Here is a 14,728-nt window from a genome sequence, read left to right on the forward strand (position 1 = left end):
AGAAAAGGAGCAAGGGCAGCTCTATAATCTACTAAAGGGAGGTAGCCCCTTTGATCGATGTAAATAAATTTGAAAGTATTCAGATAGGCTTAGCTTCACCGGATAAAATCCGTAGCTGGTCTTATGGAGAAGTTAAGAAACCAGAAACAATCAATTACCGAACACTGAAACCTGAAAAAGATGGGTTATTCTGCGAAAGAATATTTGGACCATCTAAAGACTATGAATGTTCATGTGGGAAATACAAACGCGTTCACTATAAAGGAATCGTTTGTGACCGCTGTGGTGTAGAAGTAACGAAATCTAAAGTCCGTAGAGAACGTATGGGACATTTAGAATTAGCTGCTCCAGTCACACATATCTGGTACTTTAAAGGGATCCCGAGTCGTATGGGATTAGTTCTCGACATGTCTCCACGTGCATTAGAAGAAATCATTTACTTTGCTTCTTATGTTGTAACAGATCCAGGTGACACACCACTTGAGAAAAAACAATTAATGACTGAAAGAGAATACCGTGAGCGCCGTGCGCAGTATGGCACTAAATTCCAAGCTGAAATTGGTGCGGATGCCATTAAAACACTTTTAAACGGTGTGAAGCTAGTAGAAGAAGTAGAAGAATTGAAAGAATTACTTCAAACGGCTACTGGTCAGAAACGAACACGTGCGATTCGTCGATTGGATATTCTGGAAGCATTCAGACATTCTAAAAACGATCCTGCATGGATGGTAATGAACGTTGTCCCTGTTATTCCACCGGAACTGCGTCCAATGGTTCAATTAGAAGGCGGACGTTTTGCAACAAGTGATTTGAATGACTTGTACCGCCGTGTTATCAACCGTAACAACCGTCTGAAACGACTGCTTGATCTGAACGCACCACATATCATTGTTCAAAACGAAAAACGTATGCTGCAGGAAGCTGTAGATGCGCTAGTCGATAATGGACGTCGTGGCCGTGCAGTAGCTGGACCGGGTAACCGTCCGCTGAAATCACTATCTCATATGCTTAAAGGGAAACAAGGACGTTTCCGTCAGAACTTACTGGGTAAACGTGTCGACTATTCTGGTCGTTCAGTTATCGTTGTAGGTCCCACTTTAAAAATGTACCAGTGTGGACTGCCTAAAGAAATGGCAATCGAATTGTTCAAACCTTTCGTTATGAGAGAACTAGTTGTAAGAGAAATTGCGAACAACATTAAAAATGCAAAACGTAAAGTTGAGCGTATGGATGACGAAGTCTGGCCAGTACTGCAGGACGTTATTCGTGAACACCCGGTTCTTCTTAACCGTGCCCCTACTCTTCACAGACTGGGTATCCAGGCATTTGAGCCGATCTTAGTTGAAGGTAAAGCAATACGTCTCCACCCGTTAGTGTGTGAAGCGTATAATGCCGATTTCGATGGAGACCAAATGGCTGTTCACGTTCCATTAAGTGATGAAGCTCAGGCTGAAGCACGTATTTTAATGCTGGGTGCTCAAAACATCCTGAACCCTAAAGATGGTAAACCAGTTGTTACACCATCTCAGGATATGGTATTAGGTAACTATTATCTGACGATGGAAGATGCCGGTAAAATTGGTGAAGGAACTAGGTTCTCCAGTCATGCTGAAGCACTTCAGTCGTATCAGACTGGCTATGTCCACCTGCATACTAGAGTAGCGGTTCACGCGTCATCTCTCGACAAGCCGTTTACTGACTGGCAGAAAGACAAGTATCTGATTACTACTGTAGGTAAGCTGATTTTTAATGAAATCATGCCTAGAGAGTTCCCGTACTTGAACGAGCCATCTCAAGCTAACCTGGAAAAACAAACGCCTGACAAGTATTTTGTCCCTTATGGAACGGATATCGTTAAGCACATACAAGATGCCGAACTTGTTCAACCATTCAAGAAGAAAAACTTCAGTAATGTTATTGCAGAAGTGTTCAAACGTTACCAGGTAACAGAAACATCTAAAATGCTGGATAAAATGAAAAACCTTGGATACAAACATTCAACTAAATCAGGTATTACAGTAGGGATCGCTGATATTTCTCAACTAGAAGAAAAAGCAGATATCCTAACTAAAGCACATGATCAGGTTGACCGTATCAATGCGTCTCACCGTCGTGGATTGATCACTGAAGAAGAGCGCTACACTGCAGTAATCGATGTCTGGACGAAAACAAAAGATACGATTCAGAACCACTTGATGAATACTCTTGATAATCACAACAACATCTTCATGATGAGTGATTCAGGAGCCCGTGGTAATATCTCCAACTTTACTCAGCTAGCAGGTATGCGTGGATTGATGGCAGCTCCGAGTGGTCGAATCATGGAACTACCGATCACATCGAACTTCCGTGAAGGGCTTTCCGTTTTAGAAATGTTCATCTCTACACACGGAGCTCGTAAAGGAATGACAGATACAGCGCTGAAAACAGCTGACTCAGGGTACTTGACTCGTCGTTTAGTTGACGTAGCTCAGGACGTTATTATTCGTGAAGAAGACTGTGGCACAAAACGTGGACTAGTCGCTGAAACACTTCGTGACGGCACGGAAGAAATCGAGCCGCTTGAAGAGCGTATCATCGGACGTCACGCACGTAAAACAGTGAAACATCCTGAAACAGGTGACATCATCGTCAGAGAAAATGATCTGATTACTGAAGATCTTGCTAAAGTCATCATTGATGCAGGAATCGAAAAAGTCACTATCCGTTCGGTGTTCACATGTAACACGAACCACGGTGTATGTAAGAAATGTTATGGTCGTAACTTGGCAACAGGTCGTGAAGTCGAAGTAGGAGAAGCAGTTGGAACAATCGCTGCTCAGTCTATCGGAGAACCTGGAACTCAGTTAACTATGCGTACATTCCATACAGGTGGGGTTGCCGGAGATGATATCACTCAAGGTCTGCCTCGTGTACAGGAAATCTTTGAAGCCAGAAACCCTAAAGGTCTGGCAACTATTACAGAAGTAACAGGGGAAGTCGTTTCGATTGAAGAAATCCCTGCTGAACGTACGAAAGAAGTAACGATTAAAGGCGCAACTGACACACGTACCTATACATTGGCAATCAATGCCCGTATGCGTGTGAAAGCAGGAAGCTTCGTTGAACGTGGAGATGCACTGAGTGAAGGGTCAATTGAACCTAAACAACTCCTGGCTGTCAGTAATGTAATCAAATTACAGAACTACATGCTTCAGGAAGTTCAGTACGCATACCGCAGTCAAGGGGTTGAAATCGGAGATAAGCATATCGAGGTTATGGTTAGACAGATGCTGCAGAAAGTTAGAGTCATGGATCCAGGTGACACAAGCATTCTACCAGGTAGCCTAGTCGATGTAGCTGACTTTAAAGAAGCCAACAAAGCGACTTTAATTTCCGGTGGATTACCTGCAACAGGTCGTCCGATCTTACTTGGAATCACTAAAGCGTCTCTTGAAACGAACAGTTTCTTATCTGCTGCCTCATTCCAGGAAACAACACGTGTCCTGACAGATGCTGCAATCAGAGGAAAGAACGATAAACTGATCGGATTGAAAGAGAATGTTATCATCGGAAAATCTATTCCAGCTGGAACAGGTATGAAAGTGTATAACGATATGAAACCTAAAGAAGTAGGAGTTGTCAGCGATAACGTCTACAGTATCAACGAAGACGCTCAGGCAACTGAACAAAAATAATCATTTAGAGTAAAGGAGAATAAGGAGTCGCTATTTGCTGCTCCTGAACTCTCTACTATTTTAATTAATTTTATTTACAATGTTGACAGATTCAAATCTACGTGGTACTATGCTAGAGGTGCTTTTGTGTTCTGATTCGACAGAGTTAACAGTCAGTTTGACTGGTACGCAAGAGACAAAAACAACACCATATGTCGGGAAGTTCTGTAGGAAACAGATGTCGCCTATCAGCGATTATTCTTTTTTGTTCAAAAAGGAACCGCCTGGATGTGTGGACTTAGAAAAGCACGTACTATATAGAATAAATGGAAGGAGGAAACACAATATGCCTACAATGAATCAATTAATCCGTAAGCCTCGTAAATCTAAAACAAGCAAGTCTGAGTCACCTGCGTTAAACAGAGGGTACAACACTCAAAAACGTAAACAGACTACAGTATACTCTCCACAAAAACGTGGTGTTTGTACTCGTGTTGGAACAATGACTCCTAAAAAACCTAACTCAGCTTTACGTAAATATGCTCGTGTTCGTTTATCTAACATGATCGAAGTTACAGCATACATCCCTGGTGAAGGTCATAACCTGCAAGAACACAGCGTGGTATTAATCCGTGGAGGTCGAGTAAAAGACTTGCCTGGGGTACGTTATCACATCGTTCGTGGAGCACTTGATACTGCTGGAGTAGCTGACCGTAAACAAGGTCGTTCTAAATACGGAACTAAAAGAGCTAAGTAATTTAAAACTAAAAGTGTAGTGAGGCGTTAAGCTCTACCCGACATCCACATGAAAAATTATAGCGCGCAAGCCGAAGGCTGCACAGCGAATTTTTCATGTGAATGGAGCGGAGAGCTGCCGAACGAAGCTGGATAAAATTAAAAGTGTAGTGAGGCGTTAAGCCAAGCACACATAACAAAAAATCTGAAAACTATTCCCGAAAGGAGGAATTTGAATGCCTCGTAAAGGTCCTGTAGCAAAACGTGATGTATTGCCAGATCCAATGTACAATTCTAAATTGGTTTCTCGTTTAATTAACCGCTTGATGGTTGATGGTAAACGCGGGAATGCATCTACGATTTTGTATGATGCATTTGATCAAATTAAAGAAACATCAGGAAATGATCCTATGGAAGTGTTTGAACAAGCACTAAAAAATATCATGCCTGTATTAGAAGTTAAAGCTCGTCGTGTAGGAGGTTCTAACTACCAAGTGCCTGTGGAAGTACGTCCAGATCGTCGTACAACATTAGCATTACGCTGGTTAGTTAACTATGCTCGTCTTCGTGGAGAAAACACTATGGAAGACAGATTAGCTAAAGAAATCATGGACGCAGCAAACAACACTGGTGCTGCTGTTCGTAAACGTGAAGAAATCCACCGTATGGCAGAAGCGAACAAAGCGTTTGCTCACTACCGTTGGTAAAATAACAGAGCCTCGGTTAGTTGCATAGAGTTTATCCGTGCGACTGACGAACTCTATTACTTTAAATGACTATCCGTATTCATGGCAACATGAACAATTCGATTAAAGAGAGGTGTAATGATTAGTGGCCAAAAGAGAATTTCCTCTAAGCAAAACACGTAATATCGGGATCATGGCTCACATCGATGCTGGTAAAACAACAACGACTGAACGTATCCTTTATTACACTGGCCGAATCCACAAGATTGGTGAAACGCACGAAGGTGCATCACAAATGGACTGGATGGAGCAAGAGCAAGAGCGTGGAATCACCATTACTTCTGCTGCTACAACTGCTCAGTGGAACAATCACCGTGTAAACATCATCGACACTCCAGGACACGTGGACTTTACCGTTGAGGTAGAACGTTCATTACGTGTATTAGATGGAGCTGTTGCTGTATTAGATGCACAATCAGGTGTTGAACCGCAAACAGAAACAGTATGGCGTCAAGCAACAACTTACGGCGTTCCACGTATTGTTTTTGTCAACAAAATGGATAAACTGGGAGCAGACTTCTTAAACGCGAACGAAACATTACATGACCGTTTACAAGCTAATGCTCACCCTATCCAATTACCGATCGGTGCTGAAGATGACTTCAAAGGTATCATCGACTTAGTTAAAATGAAAGCTTTCATGTATGGTAATGATTTAGGAACTGAAATCACTGAAGAAGACATTCCTGAAGATCATATGGAGCTTGCACAAGAATGGCGTACTAAATTAGTTGAAGCTGTAGCAGATATGGATGAAGAACTCATGATGAAATATCTTGAGGGAGAAGACATCTCTGAAGCTGAACTAAAACAAGGTATCCGTACAGCAACATTGAGCGTAGAATTTTACCCAGTGCTTGTCGGATCTGCTTTCAAAAACAAAGGGGTTCAATTACTGCTTGATGCTGTTGTTGATTACCTGCCATCTCCTCTAGATGTTCGTGAACTGATTGGTCATGAACAAAGAAATCCGGAGGCAGAGGTTAAAGTTGGAGCAGGCGATGATCAGCCTTTCTCTGCTTTAGCATTTAAAGTTATGACTGACCCGTTTGTCGGGCGACTGACATTCTTCCGTGTGTACTCAGGTACTCTTGAATCAGGATCATATATTTTAAACGCAACAAAAGACAGCCGTGAACGTGTTGGACGTATCCTTCAGATGCATGCGAACTCCCGTCAGGAGATTCCAGAAGTATTTTCTGGAGATATCGCAGCAGCTGTTGGACTTAAAGATACGTCAACAGGTGACACGCTATGCTCACTTGAAACTCCGGTAATCCTGGAATCAATGGTATTCCCTGAGCCCGTTATTCAAGTAGCTATCGAACCTAAGTCAAAAGCTGACCAGGATAAAATGGGTATTGCACTACAAAAACTGGCTGAAGAAGATCCTACGTTCCGTGCTGAAACTGATCACGAAACTGGAGAAACAATCATTGCCGGTATGGGTGAATTACACTTGGACATCATCGTTGACCGTATGAAACGTGAATTCAAAGTTGAAGCCAATGTTGGAGCACCTCAAGTATCTTACCGTGAAACATTCACTAAACAAGTACAATCAGAAGGTAAATTTGTTCGTCAGTCTGGTGGTAAAGGACAATTCGGTCACGTATGGATTGAATTTACACCAAACGAAGAAGGAGCAGGTTTCGAATTTGAAGATGCTATCGTTGGTGGAGTTGTTCCTCGTGAGTACATTCCTGCTGTTAAAGCCGGACTGGAAGCGTCACTGGACAACGGTGTTCTTGCCGGTTATCCACTAGTCGACGTTAAAGCTAAACTGTATGATGGGTCTTACCACGATGTCGATTCAAATGAGACAGCATTTAAAGTTGCTGCTTCACTATCTTTGAAAAACGCTGCTAAACAAGCGGGCGCTGTCATTCTTGAGCCTATGATGGCTGTTGAAGTTACAGTTCCTGAAGATTACATGGGTGACATTATGGGCCATATTTCTGCACGCCGCGGGAATATTGAAGGATCAGAACAGCGCGGAAATGCAACAATCGTTAGAGGAACTATTCCTTTAGCTGAAATGTTCGGTTACGCAACATCTCTACGTTCTGCTACTCAAGGTCGTGGAACATTCACTATGCAGTTTGACCACTACGAGCAAGTGCCTAAGAGCATTGCTGAAGAAATTATCAAGAAAAATGGTGGAGCAGCTTAATAAGCTAACTCCTGATCGAGCACGCGTTAAGATCCCAGCAGTGGGAGATGAACGCGTGCACAGATCAACCAAATTGATTGATTTAAAACCGGTCTACCGGTATAATAAATTAGAGAAAATAGGAATAGAAAACTCATTTTCTATTTTAAAAAAGAAGATAATCCTAAGGAGGATATATTTAAATGGCTAAACAGAAATTTGACCGTACGAAACAACATATGAATATTGGTACTATCGGACACGTCGACCATGGTAAAACGACGTTGACTGCTGCTATTACTACTGTATTATCTAAAAAAGGTTATGCAGAAGCACAAGCATACGACAGTATTGATGGAGCTGCTGAAGAAAAAGAGCGTGGTATCACAATCTCTACTTCACACGTTGAGTATGAAACTGATACTCGTCACTATGCACACGTTGACTGCCCAGGTCACGCGGATTACGTTAAAAACATGATCACTGGTGCTGCACAAATGGATGGCGCTATCTTAGTAGTATCTGCTGCTGATGGACCAATGCCTCAAACACGTGAGCACATCCTGCTTTCACGTCAAGTTGGCGTTCCTTATATCGTAGTATTCTTGAACAAAGTTGACATGGTCGACGATGAAGAATTACTTGAATTAGTTGAAATGGAAGTTCGTGACTTACTGTCTGAATATGACTTCCCTGGTGACGATATTCCTGTAATCGCTGGTTCTGCTCTTAAAGCTCTTGAAGGCGACGAAGAGTACGGCGAAAAAATTCTTGAATTAATGCAAGCTGTAGATGACTACATTCCTGCTCCTGAGCGTGACTCAGCTAAGCCATTCATGATGCCAGTTGAGGACGTATTCTCAATCACTGGACGTGGAACGGTTGCAACTGGTCGTGTTGAGACTGGTGAAGTTAAAGTTGGAGACGAAATCGAAGTTATCGGAATCAAAGACACTGCTAAAACAACTGTTACTGGTGTTGAAATGTTCCGTAAATTATTAGATTACGCTGAAGCTGGAGACAACATCGGCGCACTATTACGTGGTATGTCACGTGATGACGTTGAACGTGGTCAAGTATTAGCTAAACCTGGTTCAATTACTCCGCATACTAAATTTGATGCTGAAGTATATGTTCTTTCAAAAGAAGAGGGTGGACGTCACACTCCATTCTTCACTAACTATCGCCCACAATTCTTCTTCCGTACAACTGACGTAACTGGTGTTGTTGAGTTACCAGAAGGTACTGAAATGGTTATGCCTGGCGATAACACTAACATGAGCGTTTCATTAATCGCTCCTATCGCTGTTGAAGATGGTACTAAATTCACTATTCGTGAAGGTGGACGTACTGTTGGAGCTGGCGTTGTAACTAAAATTGTTGAGTAATAGTTAACAATGAGCTAGTTTAAAGCACCTGGAGGTTTTCCTCCAGGTGCTTTTTTCATGCAGAAAAATAGAATGCAGAATAAAAGGCCCTAAGTCAGAATTCTGACTTAGGACCTTTAGTGTTTACAGTTTAAAATTTTCAATATTACCGCTGAGAGGGTGAGGGGGTCTTGGATTATGTTTTAAATTTGGCAAGTCATATAAAAGCTTAAGGATATCGATGAAAACTGCCTTTTGCTCATCTGACGGCTTTTTGTTTTTGTCGTCTGCACCATAAAATACAGCGTCAGATAACTGAGTGAAACGATCAATCTCTGCAACATTTTGAGGAGCAAATGGCTTCCACTGGTCGAGATACAGTCCAATGGTTTGACCAGATACTCGCATCTGTCGGATACTGAAAAGAGTCAAGACAAGTGAACACGACTGGTGCACGGATATAATGCCTTTTTTAATCAGGAGTATAGCGAGATATGTCGTTACTTTCCATCTGAAGATGGTAAGGAATAACAGAGTGCTTAATGTCGTCAACGTCGTTAGGCTTACGATAAGTGACCATCTGAATGAGGGCTCGGTTTCAGAACCGACTGTGTCCTCTTCCAGTGGAGTTTCACTATTTTCATCTTGCACTGGATCTGCTTCTAGTTCTTCTTCAGACGTGTCTTGTTCGAGTGCGGTTTCTTCTGTTCCTGCTTCTTCCAGATCGATGAAATCTTCATTTTCAAAACTGTACGTTTCACCTCCGACGGTTGCGACAGGTTCCGGGTTCGTCATTGGATTGGCAAATGATGGGCTTGGTTCGAAAGGAACCCACCCGAAACTTGGAAAGAACACTTCAGTCCATGAGTGTGCATTAGCATTCGTAACTTGAAAGAATGTTTCGCCGTTCTCATCTGTGTATTGACTACCTGGCGTGAAGCCTTTGCTCCATCTTGCCGGAATGCCTACAGCTCTCAGCATGATGGTCATGGCAGATGAGAAGTTGTTACAGTAACCAATTCTGGATTCGAACAGGAAGTGATCGACATAGTCGCCGCCATCAGGTGTATTTTCAACTTCGAGGAGACTGTAACGGTAGCCGCCATCTTCTTTTAAATACTGTTCGATTGCACGTACTTTATCATACTCATTATCCAGATCTTCCGTGAGTTCTTCTGCCAGATCAATCACCCGCTGAGGCAGGTCCGCTGGCAGCTGCAGCTCATTTTCGAACAAGAATGACAGAATATCCTCATCTTCCAGGGGATCGAAATCATAGTCAGGATAGTCGCTCACTCGCTGTTCATGTAGACCTGGAACTGCCATACGCCAGTCATCATCTATACGCAGAATGTCTTCATCAATACGGCTGGGGAACTCATTATTGTAGGTGACAACATAGTCAGTCATATCCTCAGATCCGGACTCAACAGAATAAAAATCACTGCTGTCATACCGGACCATAGAGTAATTTCGACTTGCGTCAGTATCGAGCTCCAAATCGTACCACCCATAAGGATAGGCAATATAGCTGAAGTCATCGATCCATTTAACGCCGATTGTGGAAATTGAATCGGATGCGATCATATCTTCCCGCTGAGTAGTGGGTGGTGTAAAATCATGAACTGCATTGTAAGGCGAATAGACTCTTCTCGGATTTTCATCCTCTTGTGTTTCCCAGCCAATACCAGTGTATTCGTTTCGGTGCATGACTTTCCAATAGTGTGGTTCTGCTGTATAGGCATTGAACAGAGGCGTATAATCCTGTCGGAGTGGACCGCCTAGTCTCGAATCGTCGACACCGAAACCGGTGCGTCTGAATCCGAACCCACTGCTATAGGTATTTATCCATTCAAACAGGCCTCTTTCATCCAGTTCTTTATGATACCCCTCCGAGCGGACTTCGATCCATTCCTGAGTCGGACGGAGTCGATCGACTGCCCATGAGGAGAGACTGACTAATCCAAGAGTAAACAGTGAAGTCAACATCACGCTCTTAGTGAAATGCAGCCAGCTGGTCCGGGAATCGAGCTGCATCATTGAAATAAATAAAAAGCCAAAAGCAATCAGCTGAATCATCTCGGGCAAAATTCGATTGGCGCTAAAGGTGTGAACCAGCATAAGATAGACAAAACTGACCAAGAAGGAGGGAATCGCCAGTTTAATATGGATTGACAGATGGGTGAGAAGCGTGATTAGAACAAAAAGCATAGCGGTCAGCAGCAGCATAGGCACTTCAACTAGCTCACTGGCCATAAGTGCTGTCCACTGTTCTCTCCCGAGCATCCATGTTTCTGCGGGCCAGCTCCAGAAAGAAACGGGCTCTTCGGTCAAGGGGAATAGCACATACAAAAATGCCGTAATCAGTCCTGCCTGAATGGGAAAATAGTAGCGACGTCTGGTAAACATAACGGCTAATGCTTGAGTCAATACAAAAAATACAACTAAGCCCCTAATGCCCGGTACTCTGTTCAGTTCCAGGGCGAAGTACAACACCGGCAATAACACAAAGACGTGTAGTATACCAATCAGTGCATCTTTGACTATATCCAGTTTGTGTCTAGTCAGTAGTGTCATAGGTCACCCTCCTTTCAGAAAGTGGAGATCGTGTTCATCTAATATCATATCTGCTTTTGACGGGGAAAACCCGCTCGGTAACTTACAATCGCTTGCTTTTATGAGGATGTGTTTTCTGTCTGTGGATAGGGACTGTCTGATGATCTGGGCCGTGGCCCGTTCATCTGTGGAAGGATGAATGGTTAATAGACTGTGTTCAGTTTCTCTCAACGCGGGGCCATCTTCAAACTGACCTATCAGGTACAGTTGGGATGTCATCATTTTATTCAACTCAAGGTAAAGACTGTAAGTAACACTTAAAAGGAATTCGAAATCGGTAGGACTTCCTCCGTAAAAATACAAGTCTACCGGAGCATCTTCTTCGAGCTCGTAATCCTTGACCATCCACTGTCCTCGCCTCATGCTGCTTTTCCAGTCTATTGCGCTGAATGCGTCCCGGTTCTGATAACCGCGGATTTCCTTTACATAAAACTCGTGAAGCGAAGAGTGTATTGCATTCGTCAGTTCAGGGTTAATAGTCCTCATTAGTCTGGCACGATTCGACTTGGTCAAAACTGCAGGGTAGACAGCCACGTCAACAGGAATCTCAAAAGATAAGTGTCTTCTCCAGACACCGAATAAACTGACAGCTTCAAAATCGACAGTGAGGTGATCATGCTGCCCCCGTGGTAAAAGAAGCTGATTGAACGTGACAGGCACTTTTCTGGAAAAGAAAGAGGACTGATATTGCGTATCAGATTCATTTCCTTTCAAAAGAGTCAGGTTGACGGAGGATAGAAAGAATGGCAGCTTCCGCTTACTCGTTAGCGTCAAAGAAAGAGTGATGCGGTTCTCATCCGTTTTGTACCAGTTTACATTTTGAATACTGAAAGTATGGCGTGTGGAGACAAAAGACAGTAACAGCAGCAGGGAAAATGAATAGAATAAGAACCAGGCAACTGTTGTCGGGAACGTGACGGTATACAAAATGACTAAGCCGTAAAGGAGCAGGTACCAGATCACACGAAATCTTGACCGCGTCAGTTCCATCGTCTTGTTCCTCTAATAGTCGGAACAACGAGCTCCTTAGTCAGTTCGTCGATAAAGACATCTATTTCTGTCTTAGATAGACTGTTTTCAAACAGAAGGCGGTGACGATAGATCGGCTTAAGGACGGTCAGGATATCCTGAGGCGTGACATAATCCCGACCGTCAATCAGAGCGTTGGCTCTAGAAGCAGCCAGACAATACTGATTTCCACGAGGGCTGATGCCTAACCTTAAAGCAGGGTGGTTACGCGTCAATGTGGCCAGTGAGACAATGTAATGAAGCAGTTTTTCTTCAACGTGTACTTGATCCACTGTCTCTTTAAGCAGCAGGAATTCCTCCAGGTCCATTACGGGCTCGAGTTTTTCCACTTCTTTCTGCTGATCGGGAGACGCCAGCATGAGCGCTTCCTGTTCGCTGTCGGGGTAACCGAGAGATAACTGGAAAAGAAAACGGTCAAGCTGTGCTTCCGGTAAAGGATAGGTCCCTTCATACTCAATGGGGTTCTGAGTAGCCAGAACAAAGAAAGGATTAGGAAGCGTGTAGGTCCTTCCGTCCAATGTCACTTGTTTTTCTGACATCGCTTCAAGCATGGCAGCCTGTGTACGGGGAGAAGTCCGGTTGATCTCGTCCGCTAGTATCAGCTGATTGAATACCGGTCCTTTGCGAAAATCGAACAGAGATCCATTTGTAGTAGGTACAGAGAAGCCGATAATATCCGAGGGAATTAGATCGGGTGTGAACTGGATTCGGGCAAAGTCAGCTTCCAGACATTTTGCGATCGTTCTGATCAAAAGAGTTTTCCCTACTCCAGGAATGTCTTCAAATAGAATATGGCCACCTGCGAGCATAGCAACGATGGTCAGACGGGTGACTTCTTTTTTCCCAATAATGATGTGATCGACAGTGTCGATCAACTGGTGAAGCTTTTGAATAGATACTGTGATGTCTTCTGAAAAGGCCATGAATAGTCTCCCTTGAAATAATGTAGTTAAAAGGCTTTAGAGTTTGTTGGCTCTATGATGTGTACATACAGCATGGGTTTTTATTATTGTATAGAGAAAACGCTTATAAAACAATGGCTTCAGGCAGACTGTCGCTAAATGGTTACAATTAATAAGCGTTTTTGGTCTTTTCAAAGGAACAGCACGTGAATGAGTAAAAATCCCTGTTAAATCAGTCCGAAATGGAAAGAAGGTGAAACTGGATGAACCAGTTTCTTCTATATAATAACCTGTTGGGGAAAGTGTAACTGAGTAATATCGGTTAACACCCTGTAAACCAGCTGCTTAGGCAAAGTGTGAGCGTTGGAGTGAGTGAGTAAGCTAAAGTAGGATACGGTTCGGCAGAGTGAGGAGGTATAGAGTATAGAGTATGCCTAAAATAGGCGACTAAGGTAAAGTAAAGCGAATACGAATTTGAGTGAGCTGAAGTACCTCCGTTTTAGGCAAAGTCAGAGAGTATCTACTATTGGGTGTGTCGAAGTGAACCAGCTTTGGGGATACTGAAAGAGCGAAACCTGTTGAGCGTGTTGAAGTGATGCAGCTTTAGGTAAAGTGGAAGAACAATAAGTGTTGAGTTTGTATAAGTAGGAGTTCCATAAGCGAAGTAAACCATCAGTCTGTGGTGAGCTGACCGAAGCAGGCGCCAAGAACAATTGAATTAGAGGAAAAAAGCATTAAAAGAGAGTGCGGAGACACAACAGTGAGTAGAGAAAGGCTGATTTACCATAAATGTGTCGGCCAAGTGAAGAGAGATATTATAAAATCCAAATAATAGGACAAAAGAGATGAGTTATGGCTGTAAAACCCCTATAATTCATAGAGCATTACAAAATAAATAAGCACATGAAAGACTCATGGTTTATTTTCATAATATGCAGAAAACACTTGATTAAAGTCTGTGTTGTCTGTATACTTGTATAGGTGTCTGTGAGAGAGGTTTATTTTCAGCAGAACATATCTAACCTGTGTAAGATAGTTACGCTGGGTAGGCATCAATTACAGAACCAGGGCTAGGAAGCGAGAGGTTACGACACACCCGGATGCTTTGCCATGGAGGGCAGTCGAAAATTTTCGTGGAGCTAGGTTTATTTCTTAAATAAGCGAAGGAGGGAAAAAATCATGGCAAATCAAAAAATACGTATTCGTTTAAAAGCTTACGAGCACCGAGTACTAGATCAATCAGCTGACAAAATCGTGGAAACGGCAAAAAGAACTGGGGCTACTGTTTCTGGTCCAATTCCATTGCCAACTGAACGTAAACTGTACACAGTAATCCGTTCGCCGCACAAATACAAAGATTCACGTGAGCAATTTGAAATGCGCACTCACAAACGTCTAGTAGATATCTTAAATCCTACACCAAAGACTGTTGATGCGTTGACAAAACTTGACTTACCATCAGGCGTTGACATCGAAATTAAACTATAATTCGTAACATAAAACAAAATTAATATAACGGAGGTGT

At 42.9% G+C, this 14,728-nt stretch carries 9 protein-coding genes; 6 read left to right on the plus strand and 3 right to left on the minus strand.

Annotated features, from left to right (window positions below):
• The first annotated feature begins 50 nt into the window (after positions 1 to 50).
• The 5 genes from rpoC to tuf all read left to right on the plus strand — a co-directional run bounded on the left by rpoC (position 51) and on the right by tuf (position 8,677).
• Entirely contained in the window at positions 51 to 3,677 is a 3,627-nt protein-coding gene (rpoC, locus tag CLV38_RS07375) for a DNA-directed RNA polymerase subunit beta' (protein ID WP_106193489.1), read from the plus strand.
• Between the two features lie 325 nt (positions 3,678 to 4,002).
• The gene (gene rpsL / locus CLV38_RS07380) at positions 4,003 to 4,413 is read left to right on the plus strand and encodes a 30S ribosomal protein S12 (protein ID WP_106193491.1); all 411 of its coding nucleotides are present in this window, start codon (positions 4,003 to 4,005) and stop codon (positions 4,411 to 4,413) included.
• Between the two features lie 214 nt (positions 4,414 to 4,627).
• Positions 4,628 to 5,098 (plus strand): 30S ribosomal protein S7, encoded by a 471-nt coding sequence (gene rpsG / locus CLV38_RS07385; protein WP_106193494.1) that lies wholly within the window; start codon positions 4,628 to 4,630, stop codon positions 5,096 to 5,098.
• Positions 5,099 to 5,222: 124 nt separating this feature from the next.
• Positions 5,223 to 7,310 (plus strand): elongation factor G, encoded by a 2,088-nt coding sequence (gene fusA / locus CLV38_RS07390; RefSeq protein ID WP_106193496.1) that lies wholly within the window; start codon positions 5,223 to 5,225, stop codon positions 7,308 to 7,310.
• Positions 7,311 to 7,492: 182 nt separating this feature from the next.
• Positions 7,493 to 8,677 (plus strand): elongation factor Tu, encoded by a 1,185-nt coding sequence (gene tuf / locus CLV38_RS07395; RefSeq protein WP_106193499.1) that lies wholly within the window; start codon positions 7,493 to 7,495, stop codon positions 8,675 to 8,677.
• Positions 8,678 to 8,800: 123 nt separating this feature from the next.
• On the opposite strand, the gene CLV38_RS07400 is transcribed toward tuf, so the two are convergent.
• The 3 genes from CLV38_RS07400 to CLV38_RS07410 are packed head-to-tail and all read right to left on the minus strand — an operon-like array spanning position 8,801 to position 13,224.
• A complete protein-coding gene (locus CLV38_RS07400; RefSeq protein ID WP_106193502.1) occupies positions 8,801 to 11,233 on the minus strand; it encodes a transglutaminase-like domain-containing protein in 2,433 nt (810 codons plus the stop codon).
• A gap of 3 nt (positions 11,234 to 11,236) precedes the next feature.
• Positions 11,237 to 12,262: a DUF58 domain-containing protein gene (locus tag CLV38_RS07405; protein WP_106193504.1), complete on the minus strand. Its 1,026-nt coding sequence runs from the start codon at positions 12,260 to 12,262 to the stop codon at positions 11,237 to 11,239.
• Positions 12,253 to 13,224 carry an AAA family ATPase gene (locus CLV38_RS07410; RefSeq protein ID WP_106193506.1) on the minus strand — a complete coding sequence of 324 codons (972 nt, stop codon included), beginning with the start codon at positions 13,222 to 13,224 and terminating at the stop codon, positions 12,253 to 12,255. Before CLV38_RS07410 ends, CLV38_RS07405 begins: the two co-directional genes overlap by 10 nt.
• Positions 13,225 to 14,382: 1,158 nt before the next feature.
• Between CLV38_RS07410 and rpsJ the strand changes: the two genes are divergently transcribed.
• Entirely contained in the window at positions 14,383 to 14,691 is a 309-nt protein-coding gene (gene rpsJ / locus CLV38_RS07415) for a 30S ribosomal protein S10 (protein ID WP_106193509.1), read from the plus strand.
• Positions 14,692 to 14,728 lie beyond the last annotated feature (37 nt).

It is taken from the genome of Alkalibacterium olivapovliticus, assembly GCF_003003275.1.
GTDB lineage: Bacteria > Bacillota > Bacilli > Lactobacillales > Carnobacteriaceae_A > Alkalibacterium > Alkalibacterium olivapovliticum.

Bases quoted from the DNA above. Each gene is read 5' to 3' on its own strand.
- rpsL (WP_106193491.1), top strand. From the start codon at position 4,003: ATGCCTACAATGAATCAATTAATCCGTAAGCCTCGTAAATCTAAAACA.
- rpsG (WP_106193494.1), top strand. From the start codon at position 4,628: ATGCCTCGTAAAGGTCCTGTAGCAAAACGTGATGTATTGCCAGATCCA.
- tuf (WP_106193499.1), top strand. From the start codon at position 7,493: ATGGCTAAACAGAAATTTGACCGTACGAAACAACATATGAATATTGGT.
- CLV38_RS07400 (WP_106193502.1), bottom strand. From the start codon at position 11,233: ATGACACTACTGACTAGACACAAACTGGATATAGTCAAAGATGCACTG.
- CLV38_RS07405 (WP_106193504.1), bottom strand. From the start codon at position 12,262: ATGGAACTGACGCGGTCAAGATTTCGTGTGATCTGGTACCTGCTCCTT.
- CLV38_RS07410 (WP_106193506.1), bottom strand. From the start codon at position 13,224: ATGGCCTTTTCAGAAGACATCACAGTATCTATTCAAAAGCTTCACCAG.
- rpsJ (WP_106193509.1), top strand. From the start codon at position 14,383: ATGGCAAATCAAAAAATACGTATTCGTTTAAAAGCTTACGAGCACCGA.